This window comes from Sporosarcina quadrami, assembly GCF_014836615.1.
Taxonomy (GTDB): domain Bacteria; phylum Bacillota; class Bacilli; order Bacillales_A; family Planococcaceae; genus Sporosarcina; species Sporosarcina quadrami.
On sequence record NZ_JACSQN010000007.1, the window covers coordinates 190475 to 216341 of the forward strand.

General features: G+C 43.2%; 28 protein-coding genes and 1 riboswitch. Of the genes, 17 read left to right on the forward strand and 11 right to left on the reverse strand.

Translation table 11 applies throughout. The features are described 5' to 3' along the window. Window positions 1–13 precede the first annotated feature (13 nt). Window positions 14–1375 carry a copper amine oxidase gene (locus tag H9649_RS09675; protein WP_191694538.1) on the forward strand — a complete coding sequence of 454 codons (1362 nt, stop codon included), beginning with the start codon at window positions 14–16 and terminating at the stop codon, window positions 1373–1375. 35 nt (window positions 1376–1410) lie between these two features. Beyond that, window positions 1411–2082 (forward strand): class F sortase, encoded by a 672-nt coding sequence (locus tag H9649_RS09680; RefSeq protein WP_191694539.1) that lies wholly within the window; start codon window positions 1411–1413, stop codon window positions 2080–2082. Between the two features lie 65 nt (window positions 2083–2147). Here H9649_RS09680 and H9649_RS09685 read toward each other — a convergent pair whose 3' ends face one another. After that, window positions 2148–3329: an MFS transporter gene (locus H9649_RS09685; protein WP_191694540.1), complete on the reverse strand. Its 1182-nt coding sequence runs from the start codon at window positions 3327–3329 to the stop codon at window positions 2148–2150. Between the two features lie 162 nt (window positions 3330–3491). On the opposite strand from H9649_RS09685, the gene H9649_RS09690 reads away from it, so the two are divergent. The 3 genes from H9649_RS09690 to H9649_RS17850 all read left to right on the forward strand — a co-directional run bounded on the left by H9649_RS09690 (window position 3492) and on the right by H9649_RS17850 (window position 5453). Continuing rightward, window positions 3492–4742 (forward strand): dicarboxylate/amino acid:cation symporter, encoded by a 1251-nt coding sequence (locus tag H9649_RS09690; protein ID WP_191694541.1) that lies wholly within the window; start codon window positions 3492–3494, stop codon window positions 4740–4742. Between the two features lie 76 nt (window positions 4743–4818). After that, window positions 4819–4986 (forward strand): hypothetical protein, encoded by a 168-nt coding sequence (locus H9649_RS09695; RefSeq protein WP_191694542.1) that lies wholly within the window; start codon window positions 4819–4821, stop codon window positions 4984–4986. Window positions 4987–5168: 182 nt separating this feature from the next. After that, on the forward strand, window positions 5169–5453 hold the full coding sequence (locus H9649_RS17850; protein ID WP_225229790.1) for a phospholipase: 285 nt from the start codon (window positions 5169–5171) through the stop codon (window positions 5451–5453). Window positions 5454–5462: 9 nt separating this feature from the next. Here the strand turns inward: H9649_RS17850 and H9649_RS09700 are convergent, their stop codons facing one another. Beyond that, window positions 5463–5726, reverse strand: coding sequence for an excalibur calcium-binding domain-containing protein (locus H9649_RS09700; protein ID WP_191694543.1), 264 nt, complete (start codon window positions 5724–5726; stop codon window positions 5463–5465). Between the two features lie 166 nt (window positions 5727–5892). Here H9649_RS09700 and H9649_RS09705 point away from each other — a divergent pair, with 166 nt between their 5' ends. Further along, window positions 5893–6537 (forward strand): metal-dependent hydrolase, encoded by a 645-nt coding sequence (locus H9649_RS09705; RefSeq protein ID WP_191694544.1) that lies wholly within the window; start codon window positions 5893–5895, stop codon window positions 6535–6537. 38 nt (window positions 6538–6575) lie between these two features. Here the strand turns inward: H9649_RS09705 and H9649_RS09710 are convergent, their stop codons facing one another. Further along, the gene (locus H9649_RS09710; protein WP_191694545.1) at window positions 6576–7868 is read right to left on the reverse strand and encodes an aminotransferase class V-fold PLP-dependent enzyme; all 1293 of its coding nucleotides are present in this window, start codon (window positions 7866–7868) and stop codon (window positions 6576–6578) included. Between the two features lie 193 nt (window positions 7869–8061). Between H9649_RS09710 and H9649_RS09715 the strand changes: the two genes are divergently transcribed. The 3 genes from H9649_RS09715 (at window position 8062) to H9649_RS09725 (ending at window position 9658) form a co-directional block, all read left to right on the forward strand. After that, window positions 8062–8739 carry a hypothetical protein gene (locus H9649_RS09715; protein ID WP_191694546.1) on the forward strand — a complete coding sequence of 226 codons (678 nt, stop codon included), beginning with the start codon at window positions 8062–8064 and terminating at the stop codon, window positions 8737–8739. A gap of 98 nt (window positions 8740–8837) precedes the next feature. Continuing rightward, entirely contained in the window at window positions 8838–8987 is a 150-nt protein-coding gene (locus tag H9649_RS09720) for a hypothetical protein (RefSeq protein WP_191694547.1), read from the forward strand. A 176-nt stretch (window positions 8988–9163) separates the two neighbouring features. Further along, on the forward strand, window positions 9164–9658 hold the full coding sequence (locus H9649_RS09725; RefSeq protein ID WP_191694548.1) for a VanZ family protein: 495 nt from the start codon (window positions 9164–9166) through the stop codon (window positions 9656–9658). A gap of 45 nt (window positions 9659–9703) precedes the next feature. On the opposite strand, the gene H9649_RS09730 is transcribed toward H9649_RS09725, so the two are convergent. The 6 genes from H9649_RS09730 to H9649_RS09755 form a co-directional block, all read right to left on the reverse strand. Continuing rightward, window positions 9704–10411 carry a hypothetical protein gene (locus tag H9649_RS09730; protein WP_191694549.1) on the reverse strand — a complete coding sequence of 236 codons (708 nt, stop codon included), beginning with the start codon at window positions 10409–10411 and terminating at the stop codon, window positions 9704–9706. After that, a complete protein-coding gene (locus tag H9649_RS09735; protein WP_191694550.1) occupies window positions 10408–11580 on the reverse strand; it encodes a hypothetical protein in 1173 nt (390 codons plus the stop codon). Before H9649_RS09735 ends, H9649_RS09730 begins: the two co-directional genes overlap by 4 nt. Before the next feature lie 27 nt (window positions 11581–11607). Next, on the reverse strand, window positions 11608–12819 hold the full coding sequence (locus H9649_RS09740) for a hypothetical protein (RefSeq protein WP_191694551.1): 1212 nt from the start codon (window positions 12817–12819) through the stop codon (window positions 11608–11610). Between the two features lie 174 nt (window positions 12820–12993). Continuing rightward, window positions 12994–13635 carry a class D sortase gene (locus H9649_RS09745; protein WP_191694552.1) on the reverse strand — a complete coding sequence of 214 codons (642 nt, stop codon included), beginning with the start codon at window positions 13633–13635 and terminating at the stop codon, window positions 12994–12996. A 13-nt stretch (window positions 13636–13648) separates the two neighbouring features. After that, window positions 13649–15442 carry a hypothetical protein gene (locus H9649_RS09750; RefSeq protein ID WP_191694553.1) on the reverse strand — a complete coding sequence of 598 codons (1794 nt, stop codon included), beginning with the start codon at window positions 15440–15442 and terminating at the stop codon, window positions 13649–13651. A 22-nt stretch (window positions 15443–15464) separates the two neighbouring features. After that, window positions 15465–16739 carry a hypothetical protein gene (locus tag H9649_RS09755; RefSeq protein WP_191694554.1) on the reverse strand — a complete coding sequence of 425 codons (1275 nt, stop codon included), beginning with the start codon at window positions 16737–16739 and terminating at the stop codon, window positions 15465–15467. 271 nt (window positions 16740–17010) lie between these two features. Here H9649_RS09755 and H9649_RS09760 point away from each other — a divergent pair, with 271 nt between their 5' ends. Continuing rightward, a complete protein-coding gene (locus H9649_RS09760; protein ID WP_191694555.1) occupies window positions 17011–18696 on the forward strand; it encodes a methyl-accepting chemotaxis protein in 1686 nt (561 codons plus the stop codon). A gap of 219 nt (window positions 18697–18915) precedes the next feature. After that, complete coding sequence (locus tag H9649_RS09765; protein WP_191694556.1) at window positions 18916–19362, forward strand: DUF4385 domain-containing protein; 447 nt, start codon at window positions 18916–18918, stop codon at window positions 19360–19362. Window positions 19363–19469: 107 nt separating this feature from the next. Here H9649_RS09765 and H9649_RS17960 read toward each other — a convergent pair whose 3' ends face one another. Next, window positions 19470–19604, reverse strand: a complete 135-nt coding sequence (locus H9649_RS17960) for a hypothetical protein (protein ID WP_263614044.1) — start codon at window positions 19602–19604, stop codon at window positions 19470–19472. Beyond that, window positions 19604–20929, reverse strand: coding sequence for a tetratricopeptide repeat protein (locus H9649_RS09770; protein ID WP_318241676.1), 1326 nt, complete (start codon window positions 20927–20929; stop codon window positions 19604–19606). Before H9649_RS09770 ends, H9649_RS17960 begins: the two co-directional genes overlap by 1 nt. Before the next feature lie 221 nt (window positions 20930–21150). Here H9649_RS09770 and H9649_RS09775 point away from each other — a divergent pair, with 221 nt between their 5' ends. The 6 genes from H9649_RS09775 to H9649_RS09800 all read left to right on the forward strand — a co-directional run. Continuing rightward, window positions 21151–21300 (forward strand): hypothetical protein, encoded by a 150-nt coding sequence (locus H9649_RS09775; protein WP_191694558.1) that lies wholly within the window; start codon window positions 21151–21153, stop codon window positions 21298–21300. Between the two features lie 222 nt (window positions 21301–21522). Continuing rightward, window positions 21523–21566: riboswitch (PreQ1 riboswitch) on the forward strand. Between the two features lie 89 nt (window positions 21567–21655). Beyond that, entirely contained in the window at window positions 21656–22153 is a 498-nt protein-coding gene (queF, locus tag H9649_RS09780) for a preQ(1) synthase (protein ID WP_191694559.1), read from the forward strand. Then, window positions 22150–22791, forward strand: coding sequence for a queuosine precursor transporter (locus H9649_RS09785; RefSeq protein WP_191694560.1), 642 nt, complete (start codon window positions 22150–22152; stop codon window positions 22789–22791). Before queF ends, H9649_RS09785 begins: the two co-directional genes overlap by 4 nt. A gap of 327 nt (window positions 22792–23118) precedes the next feature. Continuing rightward, window positions 23119–24657 carry a YifB family Mg chelatase-like AAA ATPase gene (locus H9649_RS09790; RefSeq protein WP_191694561.1) on the forward strand — a complete coding sequence of 513 codons (1539 nt, stop codon included), beginning with the start codon at window positions 23119–23121 and terminating at the stop codon, window positions 24655–24657. A 1-nt stretch (window position 24658) separates the two neighbouring features. Continuing rightward, window positions 24659–25231 (forward strand): transposase, encoded by a 573-nt coding sequence (locus tag H9649_RS09795; protein WP_191694562.1) that lies wholly within the window; start codon window positions 24659–24661, stop codon window positions 25229–25231. A 151-nt stretch (window positions 25232–25382) separates the two neighbouring features. Continuing rightward, window positions 25383–25867, forward strand: a 485-nt coding sequence (locus tag H9649_RS09800) for a DUF4372 domain-containing protein (RefSeq protein WP_191694563.1), incomplete at its 3' end; no start/stop codon positions are given.

Sequence of the window (25867 nt, forward strand, 5' to 3'; positions counted from 1 at the left end):
AGGAGCGATTCACATGAACTTGAAGAAAAAACTAATCGCAATTCCATTAAGTGTTTCATTACTACTACCTGCGGGGGTCCCACTCGCATTTGCTGCAGACCACGATCATGGTGGACCGGCATCCATGGAAGTTTCAAATCCTGCAACAGACTTACGGGCTGCACTTGACAGCATCCTATCTGAACATGCATACCTCGCAGTCGTTACGATGCAAAAAGGAATTGACGGTGCGAAAGACTTCGACGCCGCAGCCGCACAACTTAGCGAAAATACGGACGAACTGTCTGCTGCTGTTGCATCCGTTTACGGTGAAGATGCAGGGAACCAATTCAAAGAAATCTGGAGCAGTCATATCGGCTACTTCGTTGACTATGTCACTGCAACGGCTAATAAAGATGAAGATGGACGAAAGAAAGCACTCGCAGACCTTGACGGATACCGTGTCACACAAGCGGACTTCCTCGACAAAGCGACAGACAGCCGTTTGAAAGCAGCGGATCTTGAAGAAGGATTGAAAATGCACGTCGACCAACTGATCTGGGCATTCGATAATTATGTCGCAGGCGACTACGACAAAGCCTACTCAAGCCTTTACGAATCGATGCACCATATGTTTGGAACAGGGAAAGGATTGTCATGGGCGATCACGGATCAGTTCCCAGAGAAATTCGATAACCATACCGTCGACACACCGGCCGCAGATTTACGTGAAGCATTGAACAACCAATTCTCTGCGCATGCTGCTCTGGCTATCATCACGATGCAAAAAGGGATCGACGGGGCACCTGACTTTGAAACAGCGGCAGCTACGCTGAATCAGAACACAGAAGATCTTACTGCTTCTGTCGAATCCGTCTATGGCGCAGAGGGTGCTAAGCAGTTCAACGAAATTTGGAATAGCCATATCGGTTATTTTGTTGACTACGTCACAGCTACTGCAAAAAAAGATGCTGACGGCCAGAAGAAAGCGATGGCAGATCTCGATGCGTACCGCGTTACACAAGCAGCATTTTTGGATACAGCAACTGAAGGCAGACTGAAAGCCGCAGACCTAGAAGAAGGTTTAAAAGGCCACGTCGATCAATTGCTGATGGCATTCGACAATTATGTAGCCGGTGATTATGATGCGACATACGATAATATCCATGAAGCATATAGCCATATGTTCGGAGTAGGCACAGCTTTATCCGGTGCGATCGTTGACCAATATCCTGATAAATTCACGAGTGCAATGCCTGCCGATATGCCAAAAACAGGTCTTGGCGGGATGTCAGACGGACCGGATTATACAGTTTTATGGATTGTCGCAAGTTTGATTTTTGCACTCGGTGCGGGTACTGTGTTGATGCGTAGAAAGACTGTAAAAGAACAGTAATTTAGCGGACTGTGACCAGAAAGGAGGGACACCATTTGAAAAATCTCTTTGTAAAGACTATCCTGTTCGTACTAAGTATTGTTCTGCTGACAGCTTGTGCATCCAACACGGAAAATCCAAAAGCCTCTATCGCTGATGAACCTAAAAAGCCCGTCGACGTATCGCAACCAGAAACGGAAGTTGAACAAGTTGTTGAGGATGCAATCGTTACTTCCATCCCAGCGCCTTCTGCGGAAGGGCTGACGCTGACAGATAATCGAGTAGGCATTCAACCTACACGAATTGAAATTCCTGCTTTACATGTCGATGCGGTGATCGAAGAAGTAGGTCGTCTTGAAAACGGTCAAATGGGCGTCCCTCAAAATCCGGATCATGTAGGCTGGTTCTCTCCTGGTGTCAAGCCTGGATCTCAAGGGAGTGCTGTCATGGCAGGGCATGTAGATTCATTAACAGGACCTGCTGTCTTCTACAAACTGGTGACATTGGAAATCGGGGATGAAATCATTGTCCATGGCGATGACGAGGCACTGACTTTCATTGTCACGAAAAAAGAGGAATATCCGAGACAAAACGCACCTGTGGATAAAATTTTCGGATTTACTTACACGAGTACGCTGAATCTCATCACTTGTACGGGTGTGTTCGACCGCAAAGCAAAAACACATGATAACCGTCTCGTCATCTATACTGAATTGAAAAAACCGTGAGGCATGCGGGGGAGCCTCGACAAAAGGTCCCCCTGCACAACTCACGGTTTTTGACTGATGACACATCAACCAGCAAGTTCTTTCGATTTGGGAATCCGACCGACCAGCGTCGCAATAAACAATGTCCCTAGGAACAACGCGAACAGGAACAGATAGCTGAATCCTTGCTGCATCTCAAGGAAATAGCCACCGAGGATTGGACCCGTCAGACTTCCGATACTGAAAAAGATGCCACACATCAGATTCCCTGTCGGCAACAGCGACTTCGGCGTCAAGTCGGACATATACGAAATGCCGAGTGAAAAGATCGAACCCGCAAACAGCCCGCCAATGAAGAACATTATTAAAATTCCAATTGCATTGGCACCCATTAGCGCTGCACCCGCAAATGCCAAGCTTGACCCGCCTAGCGTCAACAACATGATCGGTTTTCTGCCGACCTTGTCAGACAAAATGCCGAGTGGAATTTGCGAAATGATGCCACCGACCGCAAATGCCGGGATGATCAGCGACACCATACTAAGCGGAATGCCGATTCGAAGCGCATACACTGGAAACATTGAATTTAACGATGATTCAAGGAATCCGTATCCGAAAGGCCCGAGAAACGCGATCCATGCGACGATGAATGTTGCTTTAAAGCGTGTAATGAAACGACCTTGTGACAGCTCACCGACCATAATTTCCGGATGATCATTGTCGAGCATGAAGACAAGCGTCCATGCACAGAAACTCAGGCAGGCTGAAACGATGAACGGCAATCCTTCGTACACGTCAACAAGTGGTACAAACATTGGACCGACCGCAAAACCGACGCCGACAGACAACCCGTAAATAGATATATTACGGCCAAGTCGATTCGGTGCAGATGTGCTTGTCACCCATGTCTGTGTCGAGAAATGCAGCGCATGATCCCCGATGCCGATCAGCAATCGGAGGATGAACCAGAAAACGATGCTTTTCCATAACGGAAACGACAGTAGCGCGGCAATGACAAAAATACCGCCTGCGATTATAGTTGGCTTATACCCGAACCGGCGCAGAGGCGCCTCCATGAACGGTGAAACGAGCAGCGTCCCGATATATAACGCCGTAGCATTCAATCCATTGAGCGAACTTGACACGCCGTCGCGTTCGAAAATCGTTGAGATGAGCGGTAATAACATCCCTTGTGAAAACCCCGATATTGATACAATAAGGACAAGCACCCAAAACCGATGTTTGTTAATATATGTACGTAAATTCAAAATGAAAAGCCCCTTTATGTCAAAACTCATTCCATCTTAGCATATTTCATTACAATCTATATACAAGCATTTCTAGCAAAGAAGCATGATAGTAGACTGTATAATGTTGGTTACACTATACTTAGCAAGGCATAGACAAACTACTCAGAGATAGGTGAACGAATGATACATACAATTTGGAGACAGTATCGTGACACGCCGTTTGCGTTAAAAATGACAATCGGTTTCGCGCTCGGAATCATTGCCGGATTGATTTTCGGTGAGCAAATGCAAATGTTCAAACCGTTTGGTATTTTGCTTATCAATTTATTAAGCCTCGTCGCCATTCCAGTTGTTTTCTTGACAGTGGTCAAAGCTGTCGATCAAATGAGCATTGCCCAACTCGGACGCATGGGCTGGAAATTAATTCTTTATTACGCTGCGACAACTGCAGCTGCGGTCGGTATCGGTGTCGGCCTTGCACTTCTGTTTAAGCCGGGCTTGAACTTAACATTGCCTGATGTGACCGTTGAAGCGAAAGAGACACCGCAATTCGCTGATATCCTCCTACAAATGGTACCAAATAATTTATTTCAAGCTTTTGCAAGCGGCGATCTTATGGCGATCATCTTTTTAGCAATCATTATCGGAATGACGATTTCTTCGATGCGGTTTTCAAAAGATGAAAAAATGCAGCAAAACGCCGAATTTCTCGATAGAGGCGTCGTCGCATTGAACGAGATGTTCTTCAAACTGCTTGGTGGTATTCTCATGTATGCACCGATTGGCGTCTTTGCCATTAGTGCCGTTGCATTCGGTAGCCAAGGTTGGGAAACTTTCAAATCTTTACTCATGTTTTTAGCCGTCTTTTACTTAGGGCTACTCATACTTTGGTTATTCGTCTACACAGGCTTTCTCAAGCTTTCCGGCAAACCTGTATTGAAGTTTTTCAAGGACACGAAAGAAGCATGGTCAACAGCTTTCTTTACATCCAGCAGTCTTGCATCTTTGCCAATCGCTATCAAATCAGCAAAAAATGCCGGGATCTCGGAAAAGACCGCGAACTTCTCTTTGCCGCTCGGTGCCATCTTTAACTCAGATGGCGGCGCATTGCGTATGGGTATCTCCATCGTCTTTGCAGCCAACATTACGAACTTGCAATTATCCGCAGCTGACTTGTTCGTCATCGTTATCATCGGCACGTTATTGTCGATCGGTACAGCAGGCGTGCCAGCAGCGGGTCTCGTAACATTATCCGCCGTCCTCGTCATGTTCGGTCTGCCACTTGAAATCGTCGCCTTGATTGCAGGCGTCGACGCCATTATCGGCATGGGTGGAACTGCCTCCAACGTCGTCGGCGATATCGTCGGCGCAGCCGTTGTGGATAAGTCGGAGAAAAAGAAACAACCTGTCACACCTGTTGTTGCTGAATGAGTACGTCAACCAAGCCAGGCTTTTTGCTGGCTTGTTTTTTGTTGTGTTCAATTGGTGAGCGGGTCTCATTGAGCGGTTGCGGGCGGCGATTGATCGGACGGTGGACCGGATTGAGCGGTCGAGGCATGCGATTGAGCGGAAGGTGGACCGGATTGAGCGGTCGCGGCATGCGATTGAGCGGAAGGTGGACCGGATTGAGCGGTTGCGGTATGCGATTGAGCGCGCGTCACCTACAAATGAGTAGTTTATTACACTATGTCGCGCTAAATGTCCTTTACCAATCAATCACTTCGCTCCCTACCAGCCGCATACAAAAAAAGACATATCAACTACCCCGATACGTCTCCCCCATTACAACTATACAAATCCCATTCTATCATCCGAATACTATACAATAACCATCACAAACGATTGGAGGTGCCATACATGAAAAGAAGACGTTTCAAATCTCCCCGTCTCTGCATTTTCCCACAATACAAATGGTGCGGCCCAGGTTGCAGCGGACCTGGAAAGCCAATCAACCGCGTCGATGCCGCATGCAAAGCCCATGACGAATGCTATTTATCACACAAAACCCGTTGCCAGTGCGACAAGGAATTCCTTCAAAAACTACATCCATACACGAGCGACCACACCGAAGAAGGTCGGCACGCCCGCATCATCACACGCTACATGAAAGCTCAATCCATGTTCACATGCAAATTCAGATAACCGAAACGATTACCGCTCGCAAGCAATACCGTCTTTATCGCGATCCATCTTCGTATGCGCCTTATAAATCTCAGCAGAAACATGCGGCTTGTACTTCGTCTTTCCACCCTTATTCGTCACTTTCGCATCCTTCGCCACTCCACCCGCATACACTTTATTCAATTCTGTGCAGTTTTTGAACTTAGCAGGTGCAGCGTCAACGGACTGAAACGGTACAGACATTAAACTAACAGTGAGGAACAATGCCATGAACCCTTTTGATTTTCTTTTCATCAACAAAACCTCTTTCCTTGATAAACCTATTTTACAAATAATTGTAACACCGAACTTCAACATTTACACCAACTATTTTTCAGAATCAATCATCTCTTTGCATCCGCCACTCCATTGCGCGATAATCACACTAACAACTTAGCATTCCAATGAGAGAGGTTTTATTATGAAAGGCAGTTCACACGCCTACATCGGTGCCGCAGTCGGTGCTATCGCAGGCTTTCAAATCGACGCGACAGACCCACTAACAATTACAACGTCCGCCATTATCGGCAGCATATCTGCCCTCGTGCCGGATCTTGACACAAACGGAACAGCGAGCAACCGCATCACCCTATCCAAATCATTCAGCCAATGGCTCATGCGGCTCGTCGGAATGGGCTTGCTCATCGCGATTATTTTCCAGTTTTTCCAAACCGGCATTACGCCGAACATTATCATATTCGCGGGAATCGGTGCACTTCTTCTCGTCATCTTCCGCTTCATTAAACAACGAAGAATGCTCACACTGACCGGAATCCTTGTCATGGCCATCGGTTTCGTCATGCACCAATCCATCGGAATATTGCTCGCCGGGAGCTACATCATCATCGCATCGTTCCTTGCGCACCGTTCCTACACACATTCACTAATCGGACTCGCTTTTTATGCATTCATCTTGCATCACATCCATCTACAATGGCCAATCGACGGACTCTTTATCGCTGGCACAGCAGGATACGCGAGTCATCTCATCGCGGACTTGAAACTACTTCCCGTCAACCGCCGCGGCGTAAAACTATTCGCACCTATTTGGAACAAAGAATGGTGACAGGCAATCCGAAATCTTCCGGACACCTGTCACCATTTTCATTTACCGACGATCCTCTTTAAAATCGCAAAGAACCGGTCAATTTCCTCAACCGTATTATAATGCACAAGACTAATACGCAATGCACTGCCACCGAACTCATCCGCCAACCGCTTCATCAAATTGATCGCCAAATAATTCCCTGTTCGCGCCTCGACACCCGCCGCGTCAAGAGCATGCCCAAGCTTATCCGTCTCGAAGCCTTTGATGTTGAATGAAAAAACCGGCAACCGTTCATCCACGTAATCAGCCGTTTTTCCGTACAGCACAACGCCGTCAATCTCCTGTAACCGCGCAAGAAAATACGCAGACAACTGCTTTTCATATAGATGCGCCCAATACATCGCCCCCGCAAATTCTTTTCTCGCCTGTCGGCCATCGCGTAATGGCGTCATGTCAATATCCAATCCATTTCCCGCGGCATCAGCGCTCAATTGTGCCAAATACTCCATCGAACCTATGAACCCTTCAATTCCTTCATGATTTTGAGATCCCACTTCAAAAAAGTATGCACTCTCTGTTAATTCCTTCTGAATGCGCCAACCATCCAGACGCGCTAAATTTTCACGGTTTACGTAGCAGAAACCCATATGAGGACCAAAAATTTTATACGTTGAAAACGCCGCAAAATCTACGCCTGCCTTTTTCACATCAATTGCCAAATGACTTGCTGCCTGCACACCATCCGCAACAACGAGCGCACCTGCATTATGCGCCATCCTAGTTAGGCGTTCCATGTCATGGATCGTCCCCGTGGCGTTAGAAGCCCAACCGGCCGCGACGATTTTTGGTTTATTCTGTAGCAACTGCTCATACTGTTCATAATCCAGATCGCCATTCGTATCGACAGTCCAGACATCCACGACGATACCGCGTTCTGCCAGTTCAAGCCACGGATCAACGTTCGCATGGTGGTCGGCCTCTGTAATAATAATATGGTCGCCCGCTTTTAAATCACGCCCTAAATGATGCGCAAAATGATGAAAAAAACTCGTCGCGTTCAATCCGAATGCAATTTCAGAATGATCCGCCGCTCCGATGAAATCCGCGGCCATCTGCCTAGCTTCGATGATTCTCTCCTGCATCTCAGCAGTTCTTTTGAATATCGTCCCTTTTTGTGCGTTGCGATGAATATAATAATCTTTCACACGGTCTATGACGAAACTTGATACTTGCGCCCCCGCAGAATTATCCATGAACAGGATTTTATGTCCCTTATATGAATCTCCGAGACTTGGAAAATACGTGCGTGAATGTTCGAAAGTCTGTTGTAATGCCGAATTTTTGTCCATTTTACTTCCCCCAGTTTGTGTCTTTACAAATCATTATATCATGTCAAAATACATACTACGTTTTATGGCTATTTCAATAGGGAATGACTGCTATAGATTGTTTTTTAGTGAATTAACTATTCATCAGTTATGGAAAAAATAATATAGCACAGACTACATATATGATTACACGATTTGAAAGGCGGGATGTAATTTGAATAAATGGATTGTACTCACAGCCCTTACGCTGTTGCTCGCTGCATGTAGCGGCAAAGATAAAGTTGTTGAGAACGAAGGCATATCTGGTGGGAACGGTGCAGTGAATGAAGAGAAGCCAGAAAAAGTAACGAATGTAGAACCCGAAAAAAACAAAGTGGAAGCTGGAAACTTATCGGACTTCTTTATGGAAGATGGGGCCGTTGCACAGTTTACAGGAGACGGCATTGAATTCTCCAGTTACAGGACGCGGACGGAATGGCTCGATGACACACACGTCAATGTGTATGAGGACAATGGTGGTATCGAAATGATCAAATCGTATCGATTGGATGAAGATAAAATCGTCGTCTTACAAGAAAGACCTTCCGAGAACGAAGACGACAAAGTGACACTCGAAGACTTAGCAAACATGGAACCGAATAAGACCTACTTGTCATTTCCTCTTGAAGTAGGTACTGAAATTGACGTTTGGAAAGTCATCTCCGTCGATGATGTCGTCGAAACACCTTTACAGAAATTTACGGACGTCTTAGTTCTTGAAGAAAAATTTGACGATGATTCGTATAACAGAAGTTATTTCGCGCGAGGATACGGTGAAATTATGCGTGAGTATCACTCAGAGGAAGATGATGCACCGTTTAAAGTGACGTCAGTTCTTGAGAGCGTTGAGTAAAAGTGAAAAGCACTTTCCGCACGGGGAAAGTGCTTTTTTCTATTTAGACAATGCATCGTCAGCTCGTTATACGGGCGCATTACAGGCTTATATGGGCGGTGGACACTTTTACGAGCGTGGCTGGACGGTTTACGAGCGCACAACCGATGGATATGAGCGCGCGACCGGCTTATATGGGCGGTCAACACGCTTTTACAAGCGCGGCTGGAAGGTTTACGAGCGCACAACCGATGGATATGAGCGCGTGACCGGCTTATATGGGCGGTGTCAACACGCTTTTACGAGCGCGGCGCTCAACGCCGCACCGCAAACCTCAACACCACCCACCGCACGATGGACATGACGGGCGCGCACTATTTTGTCATGCGTAAAATAAAACACCCTTCTTCTAGCTCTCTACTTCCAATCATAGTATAATTTCCATATGAGAAAATTTCTATTTCTATTGGCGATCATCGCCGTCTTATTCGTTTCATCCAGCCAGACATACGAGCAACAGTCGATTGTGCCGACACTTCAGACGTTGCTGCCCGACAAACCAATGGAAAACCAGCTTGCTAAATTGCAAATCCCGTATTGGGGGAAAACGATCTCTGTTGAAGAACGCGGCTACTATTACTTCGTGGAATTTCTTTTGCGCAAGTCCGCGCATTTTTTCATCTTCGGCTTGCTCGCGCTCGCTGTCTATTATGTATTACCGAAATTTCGGTTGCGCACGATTACGGCATTCATCATCACTGTCGGATTCGCGATGGCGGATGAATACCACCAGTCACTCACCGGCGGAAGAACTGCTACCATTCAGGATGTCATACTTGATGCGTCCGGCGCGTTCACATTCCTGCTTATTTTCCGGCTCATTTATAGTGCCGTGATGAGTTTGAAACGAAGACGCAAACTTGCACGCAAAAAAAGATGAACCATACTACTCTCATAAAGAGTTCCGTATGGTTCATTTTCATGTTCATTCCACAGCTTCAAGCAGCACTACAGACACCTTCTTTAAGTGGACAACTTGGCCATCTTTCAATTCAATTACGCTTGCAGTCTTTCCAATTTCACCACCGATCAGCTCATACAACACCGGTTCTTTCCCTTCTTCGTATATGGCCAAATACCCGTGACCATACGCTGGCGTCGCTTTATATGTCCCTGCTTCAATATCTATCCCAACCGTCCATAAACCATTAGAGAGTGATTCTGGGCTCATGATTGTCGGAATGGGAGCCACATTTACGGACTCATACCCGCCATCCGCCCGGATTGTATACGAAGCGTCGATATCGACTGTTAAGCTTGCTGCACTTGCATCTGAATAGCTCCCTACGATTTCTGTGACAATCAATTCGTTGTTTTCATCATAGACGAAAATATTCCCGACAGGATAGCCCGTAATCATATACCGTCCCGTCGGAACTTGTACGTTCACGCCTTCTTGCGGAACGACTGTAATGGGTAGCTGATCAAGTCCTTCATTGCTACGGTTGACCGTTCTGTAGATTGCTGGATTCAGTTCACCTATGAGCTCATCTTTCTCCGGCCCGAACAATTGGAAATCTTCCATATAGGCAAGTGTTTGATCCGATGGCTTTTCTTGCATCGGATTGCAACCCGATAGCATGAGACATCCAACGATAAAGGCTGGGAGCATGCGCGAATATGTACTTTTCATTTCCCAGCCACTCCCCTTTCAATAGCCGGTTTAGTCAAGCGGTTACGGTACGTTGCTCTATTTTTTACATATAAAATAACGACCATGAATACGTTCAAACTGACAAGCCAAACGACACCATGTTTGAAGTCGAGCGTATTACTTCCCGTACGTAGTGCAGCGTCACCATTCATGACCGAACCAATGTCGATAAACTCAATAGCCTGCAGCCATTTTGTCGGCAAACCGGCTAGACTCAAAATTACTGGCAAGACGATTACGAATAAAATCGTCAATAGACTTACGTATAGATTTTCTGTGACGATATTTAAAAATGCTGTCGCGAACAGTAATAACAATGTAATTAATGCCAAAGCTACAAACAAATACATTAAGTAACGTGATGTTGATACGGCAATGAAATTACCGTCCTCGTACAGAAGAATAGGTGTATTGAAGTTGCCTATTTCTGTTTTATTTGCAACAAAAGCTATTCCTGCCAATACGCCAAGCCCTAAAAAGACCATTACCTGCGCAAAATGGAGTCCGACTTTCGTAAAAACTTTCTGCATGAAAGTGACAGGGAACACGCCCATGACAGTCTTTTTCTGCTGATCGTGAATATACATACTACTCCCGATGAGCAAGACGAACATGCTGAATAGCACGCCACTTAACAAATTCAGTGATATAGGTAAATAATTGCTCGCAACAAATGGATCTTTCACAAGCGGCAAATTATGATCCCTATAGTAGTTTAATAAGGCAATCTCTTTATAAATCTCTTCTTTGGGAATGATAAATGAAGATTGGATGCCTTCATTCCCAAGTTCATGGACACGCAAACGCAATTCATTCAGCTTTATTCCACTTTGAATATATTCTTCATGATTGACTTCGCCTTTCCATAATGCGTAACGCTGACTATTGACGAGTGACGCTTGTTCGGTCAAATTATTGTAGATTTCATTTCCAATAGGTGTATCGCGACTTTCCTCCGGATAAAAGTTAAAAATGTCGAAATACACTCCAGATTCTTCATTTTTAAGCGTCTGTATATCTTTTACTTCAAGCGAACTATAGTGAAGATAATAGACCGGGATGACTAGGATAACTGCTATACCAAGCAGCCAGTTTTTATTATTAGCAAGCAACAGTCTTAATTCGAATAATAAATAATTCCACTTCATAATGATGTCCTTTCTTCCCCATTGTCATTAGCGCGTCTGATAAAATCGTCGTTTGTTCACAATCTTGGAAATGACGAATAGCAACACTTCAATCACTGCTACTGTAATAAGCAGAACGATTAAACCTTTCATGACTGTCACGGACTCTATATTCATCAAATAATTCTTTTCACCTGTGACGACTTTCCCAAAATCGAAATACGTTTGCGGAAATGAACTAATATCAATACCGAACAGGTCCCTCGTCGTCCTTGCAGAATAAATCCGTTCCGAAAATAAAATGATTGTCGTTAGAAGCAAGACAACCCATTCATTTTTCACAAGCAAACTGAAAATGACATTCAGTCTAACGAACAGGAATACGAGTAAAAGTAGCACAAAGGCAATGATACAGAGAAGTTTTGCCAGGGATATGACAGCATAATCTTTACGAGTGAACGTCTGTTGCGAAATCATAATTGGTACATCCAGATTAAAATGACCAATACCAAATTGGATCGCTATGAGCATTACGCCGATGACAACCATTCCCAAGATGACGAGATTCGAATACAGAAATGCTGAAACCGTTTTCAAATTCAGTTGGCGATACCACGACAACGGCATTCCTTGTAGGACTGATCGGTTTTTTCGATCACGTGTCAATACGTCACTGCTGAAGAAAATTGCGCAAAAAATGAAGAAGTATATGCCGTAATCGAGCAAAAATTTCTGCAACGCCTGCAAACCCGTCTTCTCCATAATCAAGCCATATGTAATCGGATGCTCTTTCGTCAAATAGTTTTCATAACGCATCATCGTTCGTTCATATAAATGCATACGATCTTTCCCTGGATAGGGTGAAAACTTGAACATCGTTTCATCATAGGTGTACTCTCCAGGGTTTGTTTCCAAGTAATATGACCGCAAATGGAGAAAACGTGTAAAGTTCTTATTCTCATAGGCATTCAGAAAACTTTTAGACATCCAATAACTATTGTCGTTCATCGCATAAACTGGCATCCCTGTAATTCTGATGACACCCGTATTCCCCTTATCGAGCCTCAGTTGCTGTTCTCCTTCTAGCTTAGTCAAATAGTCAATCGTCGCTTCAGGACTGAATGTCTCCTTTGTCTCCTCGTTAGGGACTATAAGAAGGCAATAGCTGAGTAATAAAACACCGATAAATAGAAGGAAAGGAACATTTTTTCTGCTTCTTGCCGTAATTAAAAACTCATGTTTTAAAAATGTACGATTCATCCCTGTTCATCCCAACTTCCCTAGTAAACTTTAGATTTTCGAAATCCCACTATTTACTAGTATAGCAATGTATACAGAATTCTCAACATTTTTCATTAAATTAGCTACTCCTAAACATAAAAATCGGACAATTCCCTTGCGCAAGAGGACTGTCCGATTTTTTCTTCACCCTATTCATTTCACGAGCTCCGCCTGCACGACGAGACGATGCGTATTGGAGTATTCCGGGTAGCACGTGATGAGCGACATCAGTGCGATTTCCGGATCCGGATCCAACACATCGACTTCATGCGGTTGGACGATTTTGACATCGAATACTTTGTACGTCTGGTCTCCGTTTGTTGTTTGGAACGTAAATTCCGTACCGACTTCCACTTCATGCAACCGGTTGAAATACTTTCCGAATACATGCGCCTGATGCCCGGCGATAGCATAACTACCGCCGACTGCCCCGGGCGGATCCATATTTTCAATGGCACCAAGTGATTGGTCGAGAATCGCAGCGTCCGTGCCATACATGACGGGTGCTTCCATCTCTATCGAAGGAATGGACAATATGCCTTCCATCCCTTCAATCGGATTATTTGCTTGTGTTTGTTCGGTTGTTTGTTGAATTCGATCTTTTCGGGAAGTCCGTTCAGATTGTGGTTGTCGATTATTGGCATTAGGTACTTCTGCTTGCATCGACTGGAATGCGTGCAACAACTGTTGCTCATGCTCGTCAGCTTTGGCTTTGCCGTTCATTAACCAAACAAGCAGACCGACGCCAGTTATCATTAACAATGTTCCAGACCATCTGATTACTTTCTTCATCATCTGTTCACCGCTTTCACGCTGCCGGTTGTCCAGATTTGCCGAACTTCCGCAAACCTGCACCACTAATCAGCAACAGCACAGCAAGCACAGCCAAACGTTTTCCGTCAAAGATCCCACCTGTTTGTGGCAATGAACCTCTCGTTGGTTGGCTATTGATTGCTTCCTTTATGACAGAGGCCGATAGTACTCTTTTACCGCCATTTGTTGACGATTGATTTTTTCCTGGCATTGTCCCATCAACTGTTCCATTATCACGCTCACCTGAATCCGCATCCACTTCACCGTTGTCGGTTGCGGGAGGTGTTTCCGAACCGTCTCCCGGAACGACAGCTGTACCATCTTCATTGCTGTCGGGATTCATAGAACCGTTTTCATTACCGTCTGTTCCGCTTCCATTTCCAATGGATGAATCGTTTTCATCTCCAGGAACTGGAACGATTACTGCTGGTGGAACAGCATTTCCATCTTCATTTCCATTACCACCAGGAACAGGTACAATTACTGTCGGCGGAACCGTGTTACCATCATCTGGAACAGGCTCGATGACTGTTGGTGGAACGGTATTTCCATCTTCATTGCCATCATCGTCGCCAGGGACAGGAACGATTACTGTCGGTGGAACCGTGTTGCCGTCATCGCCGTCCCCTCCTCCAGTAGAAGGAGGAGTTACAGCTCCTATTGGATAGAGCTCTTCTGTCTTTACAATATCGACAGTGATTGGGTCGATTCCAGTGAGCCCTAGGTTCGTACCCACGACACCGTTTGTCACTAACAGACCGTCTTCTGTCATCTCACCGTTTTTGTACAAAACATCCACATTCGTATCCTCAATCAAATCACCGTCTACGCCTACTTGGACTAAACCTGAACTGAATGACAAACTTTCTTCGTCCACGTTCACATGTTTGTCCAGCACACCTACATGCGTTTCACCTAGCAAAGGCAAATCGGAAGCGTTCACGTCTACAAGACCGCCGTCAAATGACATCGAATCTTCATCTGTCTGTGATTGTGCTGAACCGACATCGACTTGAACATCTTCAGTCAAGTCCGACGCCAATCCGACAGATGCTATGGACGATTTAGACAGTTTCGTTCCATCCATTTTAGATTCACTGCGTTTAAGGACAGGAACATCCGCTTCGTCGACAATTCCATCCAAAATGCCGCCACCGATTGATACATCAGCTACAGCATTACTGTTTTCATCGCCATCTGCATCAATGGTTTTGTCTGCAGCCAGTACTTGTACAGACGTGTCTTCAAGCAGATTTCCGTCGATATCCACTTGTGCCAAACCGGAAGATACAGTTTGACTTTCTCCGTCTTTCGCATGCTTGTCGATGACGCCTACATGCGTTTCGCCAAGAAGCGGCAGATCTTCCGCGTTCACTTCGACAAGTCCGCCGTCGTATGCATGATCTTTTTCGTCAGCAACTCCAACATCCACCGTTACATCATTTGTGATGGAAGACTTCACTTCGACAGTAGCGAGCGACTCTTTTGTACCGCCTTCTGTCGTTTCACTTTTTGTACCTACATCCACATTCACTTCATCCAAAATACCGTCATTCACTTCAACTGAGATGAGCGATTGATTCTCTTCATCAGTTTTCGTTGAAGGGATGGACACTTTTACCTCTCCAAGAATCGGTAATTTCGGAAGATTGATGTCGACAAGTTTTGAGTCCACCAGTACCTCCTTCGATGTATCGGGCTCTGCAGCCGTTGCAACCGAATTCGTCATGCCAAATGCCAAAGCGATGCCAAGTGATAGTGTACCGAATGTTCTCCATGTATTTTTCATTTTCAACTCTCTCCTTTTTTACTTAGTTTTGAATACTAATTTGTAAAAAAGGAGTTAGTTGGGGCGGTTGCCCGGGTGGTGCATGAGTCCATTGGTTCCTCATAATTTCACTCAAAAGGATCCACTGTCTGCCTTCTAGCAACACTTGCATATCTAGCCAATTGACGATGCCATTGAAAAAATCCGCAACTCCGGTATGCGCTACAGATACTGAACTGACAGATGTTGTAGCTGTTGTTATCGTCACCGGATTACTATTCCACAAAGATTGCTTATTAGGCGGTATAGCCGGCGATTCAGGTTTGACTGGAGTTGCTTGTTTCATTGTCTTATCAAGTGTTTCAATGGTCTTGATCTCTCCGTTAACTGTTTTAGTTTGAGACTTACTTTTATTGGGTATTTCTGCTATAGCTTCCTCTGCAAACGGTTTTGTTTCCTGTTCAAAGGTTTCCGGTTGTGCAGTAGGTTGCAAAGTAATATCAGTAGCCGATTCTGTTACTTCAGGTTTAGTCTGTTCAACCGGTTCCGACACCGTTGTATCGACTGCCTGAAGTGCTGAATCAACTTCTGCATTGTCGGTGAATTCATTCTTTTCATTTACACGTTCCGGTGTTTTTGATACAGCTGGTTTCTGGATTGCCTCCGGTTTGGAAGGCTCAATTACCTCCGAGATTTCCGGGTTACGTTCTGGCTTAATTGGTTTGACGATTTCTTCAACAACGACAGGAAGCTCTTTAACCGGCTTAGTTACTTCCTCAACAACAACGGGAAGTTCATTTACCGTTTCGACCGTCTTGTCTACCGTTTTATCCACCGTGCCAGTCACCGTTTGCGCAGTTTTATCGACAACTTTTCCGACCTCATCGACAACTGGTGTCACAACAGGCAGTTCAGGTAGTTCTTCCGTTACACCGATTACTTCAGACGTTACAGTGTCGACGGTCTTTGTCGTGTTTTTCAGCACTGGTTCGACGTTTTCCACTGTTTTCCCGACATGCTTCACCGTTTTATCGACAATCTTTGAAACTGGCTTTTTCTCCTCAAGATCGGTGAGTGTTTCAACGGTTTCTTTCGTCAAAGAAACAGTATCTTCCACCGTCTTATCTACGCCTTCAACTACTGAGCCAACTACATCGCCGACTGCATTCACGGTTTCATTAACAGTCGATTCTACTTGTTGCAGCAAACCACCTAGTAATCCACGGCGTTGCTTACCATTCTCCTCTGCTTGCACAGTTTTCGTCGAAACAAGCAACAAACAACATAAAGCTGTAATTGTTATGACTATTCTCTTCAAGTTTGAGTCACCTCCTCCCTGAATAGATTGAAAAATCATACTCATTAACTACATTATTTCATTACCCTTTATTGTTAATCTAAACCATGTAAATTAGAAATTTCATAGACTCAATTCATCCCCTAACGTAATAGAATAAAGTGTGTTCAGGTGTTTATTTTTTTTATGACATATGTCTCGTTTTTATTTTGATTCCCCTCTATATAATTAGTAATATTTGCCGATACATTTAGGTAGATAGAGATTTTTACATAGTGAGAGGGGTTTAGGAATGACAATAGGTAAAAAGATTTACGGTAGCTTTATTCTTATGATTGGTTTGCTACTGATGTTTGCAGTTTATAGCTTTTCAGAAGTAATGAATGTAACAAATAGCTACGATGAAATGCTCAAGCAAAATGTACAGCAAATGCAACGTGCTGAAACAATACAAAAAGAGATGGCGATGCAAGGCATGCTTTTACGTGCTTACGTAACTGAACGCGAAGATTTTACACTTAACCTTTTTAAAGAGCATCAAGTTCTTTTGAAAGAAGCTGTAGAAGCACTCCGCACTTCATCCACAAACGCAGAGGTAACTAGTTTACTTGATGAAATTGATGGACATATCATTGCATTCGATGAAGGCGCAACAGCAGTTATCGACAGCGTTAAAAGCAATCGTTCCACTAATACTGATAAATTGGTGAATGATGTCGTGCGAGAACCAAGCATTGGTATCGAAACGGTAGGATCGCAAATTCTAGAAATCGAACGAACTAATATGTTCCAAAAGTATGGTGAGATTGCTGAAACCGTTTCAGTAGCAAAAGAAGGAATGATCGTGTCCATTATTGTAGATACAATACTAGCTTTAATACTTGCTACCCTTATTAAACGTTCCATTTCAAATCCAATCCGGAAACTCGTTTCAAATGTAACAGTCGTTGCGGATGGAGATTTGACGCAAGAAGATATTACAGTAAAATCTAAAGACGAAATTAGAGACCTTGCAACAGCATTTAATCGAATGAAACTGAATTTACGATCGTTAATTGGCAGCATCAATGAGAATGCATTACACGTTACAGCTTCAGCAGAGGAATTATCCGCGAGCACAGAAGAAGTAACACGATCTTCTCAAGACATGACAAATAGCATGGAAATGGTTTCTGCAGGTGCGCAAACTTCCGCTGCTTCTGCTAGAGAAAGTTCAATGGCAATGGAAGAAACGGCTATTGGCGTTCACCGTATTGCAGAGTCCGCTCAAGCTTTGAACGAAAGTGCAACGACGACAGAGAATTTGGCACGCGAACGGGGAGAAGCCGTGAAGCACGCTAATGAGCAGATGGCCGTCATCTACGACTCCTCCAATCTTACGAGCCAACTTATCAAGCGGTTGAGCAAGCAGACGGAAGAAATTGAGAACATCACGAAAGTCATCACAGATATAACAGAACAAACAAATCTTCTTGCACTTAACGCGGCAATTGAAGCAGCGCGCGCTGGAGAACACGGTAAAGGATTCGCTGTCGTCGCTGACGAAGTACGGAAGTTGGCTGAGCAATCGAAGTCATCCGCCAACCAAATCGTCACTTTAACTGCCGGCATCCAAGAAGATACGAAAAACGTTGAAAACGCCGTATCCGACAGCTTGAAAAATGTCGAAGAAGGTGTCAAAGTAATTGACGAAGCAGGAGACGCCTTCACTTCAATCATCGAAGCAATCCATGCAATGGGTTCTCAAATCGAAGACATCTCCGCCGCCACTGAACAAATCTCAGCAAGCGCCGAAGAAGTTTCAGCTTCAATTCAGGAAATCGCAACACAAGCTAACGAAGCCTCCGGTAAAACTGAACAAAACGCAAGCGCCGTTCAGAATCAGATGGCAACAATCGAAGAGATTAACAGCGTCGCACACGATTTAAGTAAGCAAGCAATGAACTTGCAAGAAACGATACAGGAATTCAAGGTGTAACTACAAAAACTAAACAGCCAAGCATCCGAACTTCAGATTGAACCGGGCTTGGCTGTTTTTTTATGGGGAGATTGTGGGTGCGGCTTAGCTAGACCGCGCGTATCGAAACGTAACCAAGATAGGAAAGCACGGGACTTGCTCATGATCCGACGAAACACTCAATTCGCCGTTTTCATTGTCCTCTCATCGGGAAAAGAAGTGCAAAGGACGTGATGTGAAATGGCATTCGACTACAATCTCGACTATAAGAACCTCAACTTGCGCAAACAACCTGAATTATACAGAGTTGGCAAAGGAGAACAAGGCGTTCTACTCGTCGAACCATACAAAGGTGAAATCCTCCCCTATTGGCGATTCAAGACACCTGAGATCGCCAAGGAATCCGCCGAGAAAATCTATGAACTGTTCGAGGAATACAGAAATGCTGATGACTTTGTCGGCATGGATATGGCACGAAAATTCATCCAGATGGGGTACACACGCGCTCGTAGATACACGAATTACAAAGGTGGACGAAAGTATAATGAAGACGGCTCTATAAAAGAGCGGCAAATTGATGAAGAAAAGGCTGAGTCTGCGAGGATTTTTAAAGTATATTGGGACAGGATCAGGGAAGATGAGGATTATTTGAAGAGGAAGAAGGTGCATCAGAAGGAGTTGGGGTGATGGGTGGTTATTACACTTGGAAATTATTTGGATGGGATATATGAAGAGCGAAAGGAATACAATTTCATTATATAAAAAACGTCCGTTGAAGGACGTTTTTTAGGACATTATTTTGCTAGAGAGATAGAAAACGTTCTCATGATTTTCGGTAGCTCATCTTTAGAATTAGCCAATGCTCTGTCTTGTGTAGAAAAAGAAACCAATAAAGCTAAAATGAATACTACTGATAAAAGTTTTTTCATTACATGTCCTCCCATTCCGTTATGTTCTTATAAATATTACCATAATTGTGTGCTTCTTCATATAGTAAAGCGGATAACTTATATTTATTCATACTAAAATACCATTTTCCAAATGCAATGCAATATTTTGAAACAAGTTGATAATTCTGTTTTTCTTTAAAATAAGCTATAGCGGTTTTGGCAATTTTTTCATCTAAACCTTGCTCACTGTTTAATGATTGTAAGAAGGTAAGTTCATGGAAGTATGAGGCAAGGCTTTCGTCTTTAAGATTTTTATACAACTGTATACCTTTATCACACCATTCAAGAACACGTTCGTGGTCTTTTACCTTAGAATGAACCATTGCTATACATAACATCGTAAGAAGCTGTTCCTTTTTAGACTCGTACTTGTCATTAAGACTTTCATTGAAAAACTTTATTGCTTTTTGATTTTCTCCCATGAAACTGTACAACGAGCCTATATTGTGTAAAATGATGCCCATATTTTGACTCAGTCTAAATTCTTCACAGATTTGCTTAGCTTTAAGATAAGATTCCAATGCAGCTTCGTAATTCGTAGACTGTTTCTGATTCACTCCCATTATAATATAACAATCCATGACCCTCTTCATTTGAAACTGCCCACTAAAGTAACTTAGCGCTTTCCTAACGTGTTCTATCGAATGAAGTGTACGATCATCAGCGGCATAGGCAACACCTAACATATAATGAAATTCAGCAATTTCCCACTCATCTACCCCCAAGTCTTCGAGTAGTAAGTAAGCCGTCTCAAAAGATTCAATTGACTTCACTGAGAAATTAGATACATAAAAAAACAACCCTTTATTCACATTAAACAAATACACCTGGAATTCATCAAAGTAGTCTGCGAGCTCTTCCAACGCATCTAATTCTTTTCTCCGTTCCTCCAAATCCCCACCTACTATTAACCGGAAGCGAAATATAATGAGTAAATACGTATAGTAAACTGAGTCATCGTAAGAAAGTGCATTTTCCTCAATAAGGATATGTAACTGTTGCTCTGTATAGGCTTTATCCCTTTTTACAATGACATTGCGATAACTGTCCATCATTGTCTTGTAGAATCGCTCTTCATTTCCTTGAGCAGCGGGGCTATTAAAACTTTCAGGATCCATACCGAGTCGCAGCAAAAGGAGTTCAGCAACATCTTCACTGGGGGCAATTAAATTCCGTTCAATCTTAGATAAATAAGAAGGAGTACAGATTCCTTTTGCCAGAACAATTTGTTTCATATCTTGCCGGACCCGTTCTGCCCGAATGACATGTCCTATTTTCATTGACAACCCCTCTTCCTCTATCATAAGACATAGTTAATATTAATCATACCACTAATCGTTGGGAAATTTAATTCAAAACCTATCAATATTTTAGCCTTTTTTAAAAAAATGTCCCAACTTAGACTTTTCCTCTATGCTAATGAAACATGCTATACTTTAAACAAGGAACGAAAGTAGTATTAATAAAACATTAAACACAAATACAAATGAACTACTATAAACACACAGAAAGGATTTGTCTAAACATGCAACTTGAACAAACTCCCCTTGAAATTAAAGACGTCGAAATCCTCATGATGAAAAATGAATTAATGAAATTCGTTCAGAGGATGCAAGCTGAAGGTTTCTTAACGACAGTTGATATTGAAGAAGTAATGACAATTCCCGAGACTTAATATCTGGAAGGTACCTGTGCATGGAACATTTATGACAATTCGAAAATCCGTATTATTATACACATCTCCAACATAGAAAACTCGATAACATCATTTCTTCTCCTCTTTTTTATGCAATTGTAGTGTATTGTCAGAATCCTCTCTTGCACAGGTACCCAAACAATTCGTGTTGACAGGGTTGGGGTTATAGGGTAAAGTCATACACGAAATGTATAACCCTGTTCGGGAGAGGTTCATAGCGACCCTCTATAAAAAACTATGGATGACGGAAATTACGCCATGTCCATTCGACATGGCTTTTATTTTTCCAATTCTATGGCCCCTCCCTGACAAAAATTTCAGGGAGGTTTTTTATTTGGCTGGAAGAGATGAAAATACACTAAGCGACTTAACATTGCTAGGCAATCAAAAAACGAAATATGCGTATGAATATGATCCATCTATTTTGGAAGCAGTCGATAATGTCCATACAGAACGGGATTTCTTTGTGAAATTTAATTGTCCAGAATTCACGTCACTATGCCCTATGACTGGCCAACCCGATTTTGCGACGATGTATATTAGTTTTGTGCCTGACATGAAACTTGTGGAGAGTAAGGCGTTGAAACTTTATTTGTTTAGCTTCAGGAATCATGGGGATTTTCATGAGGACTGCGTTAATATCATTATGAATGACTTAATTGATTTGATTGCACCACGGTATATTGAAGTATGGGGGAAGTTTACGCCTCGTGGCGGGCTGTCTATCGATCCATATTGCAACTATGGTAAGCCGGGAACGAAATACGAAAAAATGGCGGAGCATCGTTTGATGAACCATGATATGTATCCAGAGAAGGTTGATAACCGATGAGATACTATTTAAGTGGTATTTTCGTAGGACTATTGATTTTATCTAATATTGTCGCGGTTAAACTAATGAGCATTGGCAGTTGGATAGTCATTCCCGCCGCCGCAATTATTTATGTTTGCACTTATCCTATTTTGGATGTACTTACTGAAGCCTACGGAAAAGATGTTGCAAGAAAGACCGTGCAGACAGGATTCATTGCACAACTGATGTCAATCGTTTTCATTTGGATTGCTATCCATTTACCCGCAGCACCAATGTATGAGCACCAAGAAGCGTTTGAAACAATTTTCAATGCCGGTTTCCGTGTGACATTAGCGAGTCTTACCGCGTATGTAATTAGTCAAAATTTAGATGTCAGCATTTTTGATAGACTGAAAAGAAAGCATGGCACAAAGCAATTATGGGTGCGCAATAATGCATCGACAATGGTAAGCCAATTGGTTGATACGACGATTTTCATTACAATCGCCTTTGCGGGTACGATGCCTGTTTCTGTCTTAATAGGCATGATTGTCAGTCAATATGTATTTAAGTTCGCAATCGCTATATTGGATACGCCAATTGTCTATTTACTCGTTGCATTATGTAGGAAGAATGAAACGAGGATATTAAAAACAGACGAATTGCTTCAACAGTAATTGCGCGGGTACCTGTGCATGACACATTTATGACTATTCATTAAAAGTACTATTAATGCAATCAATCGACCTTTAAACTGAATGAATATCACAATCCAGCATATCAGTTTATGCAATTGTAGTGTATTTTTCGAATCGTTCGTTGCACAGGTACCGCCTTATTTCAAAATATTAATTTGACCGACAAACCTTGCTCAAAACTTGATTTCACCCCTCTTTTTCTTTATTTCCGCTAAATTATGCGTCAAAATATTTCTTTCTGACAATTGCCAGTTCCATTCATCTACAGTAGAGTCAAAGAAAAAGTAGTGGGAGCGGAGAGCAATCGTGACGAATATTATGAGTGTCGGACTTCAAGGGATGAAAGGACATAAGGTGGCAATTGAAGCGAATGTCAGAATGGATCGGGAGCAGTTTGTCATAATTGGTTTACCAGATGCTTCCATTAAAGAATCAAAAGAAAGGGTTCTCAGCTGTTTGCATGCTATGAACATCGATATTTCGATGAAAAAGATAACGGTACATCTTTCGCCCGCCGATATCAGGAAGAGTGGAACAGGTTTTGACTGTGCTATGTTACTCGCTGTCATTCAAGAAGTGATGCAGAAACCATTGCCTATAGATGAATCGACGTGCGTCATCGCAGCACTGTCCTTAAATTGCGAACTCGTCCCCTTTCACGGGATGATTCCTGCAATCCAACAAGCTGTTGCCCTCGGCTTTAAACGTATATTAATCCCGCCTATCGATGTTTCTTTTTTGCAACATGTAGAAGCCGTAGAAATCATTCCCCTGCCTGACGTGGAAACACTTATCTCCTATTTAAACGGTCATTCTCCCTCCATTTCTGACTCATTTCAACAACTACATATAGAAGGAATGAAGTTATCAAATATCGAGCAATCCATAGCCGATTTCTCCTACATACGCGGTCACCAGGAAACGAAAAGAGTTCTTGAGATCGCAGCAGCAGGATGTCACCACGTTTTACTGACAGGACCCCCTGGATGTGGAAAAAGCATGCTGGCTGATGCTTTCCACACGATAGTACCCGACTTAACTCCTGAAGAAATCGTTGAATTATACGGCATTTATCATTTAGCTCGGGAAAACCGCGGAATGTCGGCACGCCCACCTTATCGACATCCCCATCACTCTGCATCTTCTATCTCTTTAATAGGAGGTGGTACTTTTCCAAAGCCTGGCGAGATTTCTTTAGCTAATCGCGGCGTCTTATTTCTTGACGAACTCGGTGAATTCCCGCGTAAAACGTTAGATATGTTGCGCCAACCGATGGAATTGGGCGAAGTTACGATTAGCAGGGTAAGGCAAACTGTCATGTATCCATCGCGTTTCATCTTAATTGCCGCCACCAATCCATGCCCTTGCGGATACGCCGGATCAAACGAAAAGTATTGCACATGCACATCAAAACAAGTGACCAGCTACCAACTGAAAGCATCTGGCCCTTTATCAGATCGATTGGATTTTATTGTCCCTCTAAAAAGTGTAGGTTTTCAAGCTCACTCAACAACAGAAGACTCTTCCGTTATTCGAGAGCGAACAACACGTGCACGTACTATACAACGAAAGCGGTATGGAAATGAATGGCTGAACGGATTTGTCCCTTTGCAAGTATTAGAAGAGACATGCCGATTCACCGCTAAACAGAAATCTCTTGTGCAAACAGTTTGTTTCGAGCAAAAATGGAGCAACAGAACGCAACTAAAATTACTCAGAATCTCAAGGACAATTGCCGACTTAGAAGGGTCATCTTCGATTTCAGATGAAGCACTACAAGAAGCCATTCGTTGGAAAATGAATGAACCTGACCTACTAGACACACTAAAAACAGGAGGTATTTAATGTGCCAAGAAGAAAACGCGATTGGCGACCTCATGCCTATTACCACGTCGGCATGCGCGGGAACAATAGAGACAATATCTTTCAAACACATGAAGACAAAATACACTTAATGCGTGCAATGGAATACACGTACGCCAAACACCCCTTTACACTGCTTGCCTATTGCATTATGAGCAATCATTACCATCTCATCATCCGTTCGGAAACGAATCTAAGTAAAATTATGGCCTACATCAATCGAAGATACAGCGATTACTATTCTAAAAGATACGACCACGTCGGGCGCATCTACGAAAAACGTTACTACTCTGCACTAATTCAAAGTCCACAAGCTATTTTATCCATCAGCAGCTACATCCACCGTAATCCGATCGATACAACCATTCCGCTAGTCATAAACATGGAAGATTACCTTTACAGCTCATTCATGTACTACAAACATAACAATTTAACACCGCCACCATTTATGAACACAAACCTAATAACCACCTATCTACCCAATCCACTAACCAAAACAAACGAATCCTACTGCCTCTATTGCCTAGCATATAAAGAAGACATGGAGGAATTTTGACGGTACCCACTAGCGTTGCATGGTAAGAAAAAACAGTAAGAGCGTACAAAATATTACAGAAAAACGCTTGCAAATAAACAAAAAAGCTCCTAATGTAGATAGGGAAACGACGACTAAATCAGTTCCCTACACTATCAAAAGGAGCAAGCTCATGAAAAGTGTAAACCAAAATTTAGTCTTTCGTCAATACTTATCAAATTTACCGAGTAATATCTTGGATTGTCCGCTAAAGAATTATGAAACGCAAAAGCTTACAGATCTTTCTGTGGTGAAAATCTTCATCATGGCGCATTTATGCAAGTGGGAGAGTCTTAGGGAGATTGAAGTTGGCATCCGTTCAAAAAAGGATCTTCAACAAGAGATCGGAGTCAGTTCCGTCAGTCACTCTCAGCTTAGTAGGCGGCTAAATGAATTGAATACAGCGGATTTGGCTGACCTTCTTGGCAAATTGGGAGTTATGTATTGGACATTGCAAGGCAATGCCAAAGGCCTGAATAAAAATGTAGGACCCATTCGAATTATTGATGGTACCTACATCAAGCTTCCAAAAAACGCGCTGAATTGGACGGCTGTCTCCAAAGATTCCTGCGGAATCAAGCTTCATGTGCGAATGGTGGCTGCCTCCTCTTCCAGCGT

Bases quoted from the DNA above. Each gene is read 5' to 3' on its own strand.
- H9649_RS09675 (WP_191694538.1), top strand. From the start codon at position 14: ATGAACTTGAAGAAAAAACTAATCGCAATTCCATTAAGTGTTTCATTA.
- H9649_RS09690 (WP_191694541.1), top strand. From the start codon at position 3,492: ATGATACATACAATTTGGAGACAGTATCGTGACACGCCGTTTGCGTTA.
- H9649_RS17850 (WP_225229790.1), top strand. From the start codon at position 5,169: ATGAAAAGAAGACGTTTCAAATCTCCCCGTCTCTGCATTTTCCCACAA.
- H9649_RS09700 (WP_191694543.1), bottom strand. From the start codon at position 5,726: ATGAAAAGAAAATCAAAAGGGTTCATGGCATTGTTCCTCACTGTTAGT.
- H9649_RS09705 (WP_191694544.1), top strand. From the start codon at position 5,893: ATGAAAGGCAGTTCACACGCCTACATCGGTGCCGCAGTCGGTGCTATC.
- H9649_RS09710 (WP_191694545.1), bottom strand. From the start codon at position 7,868: ATGGACAAAAATTCGGCATTACAACAGACTTTCGAACATTCACGCACG.
- H9649_RS09725 (WP_191694548.1), top strand. From the start codon at position 9,164: ATGAGAAAATTTCTATTTCTATTGGCGATCATCGCCGTCTTATTCGTT.
- H9649_RS09730 (WP_191694549.1), bottom strand. From the start codon at position 10,411: ATGAAAAGTACATATTCGCGCATGCTCCCAGCCTTTATCGTTGGATGT.
- H9649_RS09735 (WP_191694550.1), bottom strand. From the start codon at position 11,580: ATGAAGTGGAATTATTTATTATTCGAATTAAGACTGTTGCTTGCTAAT.
- H9649_RS09740 (WP_191694551.1), bottom strand. From the start codon at position 12,819: ATGAATCGTACATTTTTAAAACATGAGTTTTTAATTACGGCAAGAAGC.
- H9649_RS09745 (WP_191694552.1), bottom strand. From the start codon at position 13,635: ATGATGAAGAAAGTAATCAGATGGTCTGGAACATTGTTAATGATAACT.
- H9649_RS09750 (WP_191694553.1), bottom strand. From the start codon at position 15,442: ATGAAAAATACATGGAGAACATTCGGTACACTATCACTTGGCATCGCT.
- H9649_RS09760 (WP_191694555.1), top strand. From the start codon at position 17,011: ATGACAATAGGTAAAAAGATTTACGGTAGCTTTATTCTTATGATTGGT.
- H9649_RS09765 (WP_191694556.1), top strand. From the start codon at position 18,916: ATGGCATTCGACTACAATCTCGACTATAAGAACCTCAACTTGCGCAAA.
- H9649_RS17960 (WP_263614044.1), bottom strand. From the start codon at position 19,604: ATGAAAAAACTTTTATCAGTAGTATTCATTTTAGCTTTATTGGTTTCT.
- H9649_RS09770 (WP_318241676.1), bottom strand. From the start codon at position 20,929: ATGATAGAGGAAGAGGGGTTGTCAATGAAAATAGGACATGTCATTCGG.
- H9649_RS09775 (WP_191694558.1), top strand. From the start codon at position 21,151: ATGCAACTTGAACAAACTCCCCTTGAAATTAAAGACGTCGAAATCCTC.
- H9649_RS09785 (WP_191694560.1), top strand. From the start codon at position 22,150: ATGAGATACTATTTAAGTGGTATTTTCGTAGGACTATTGATTTTATCT.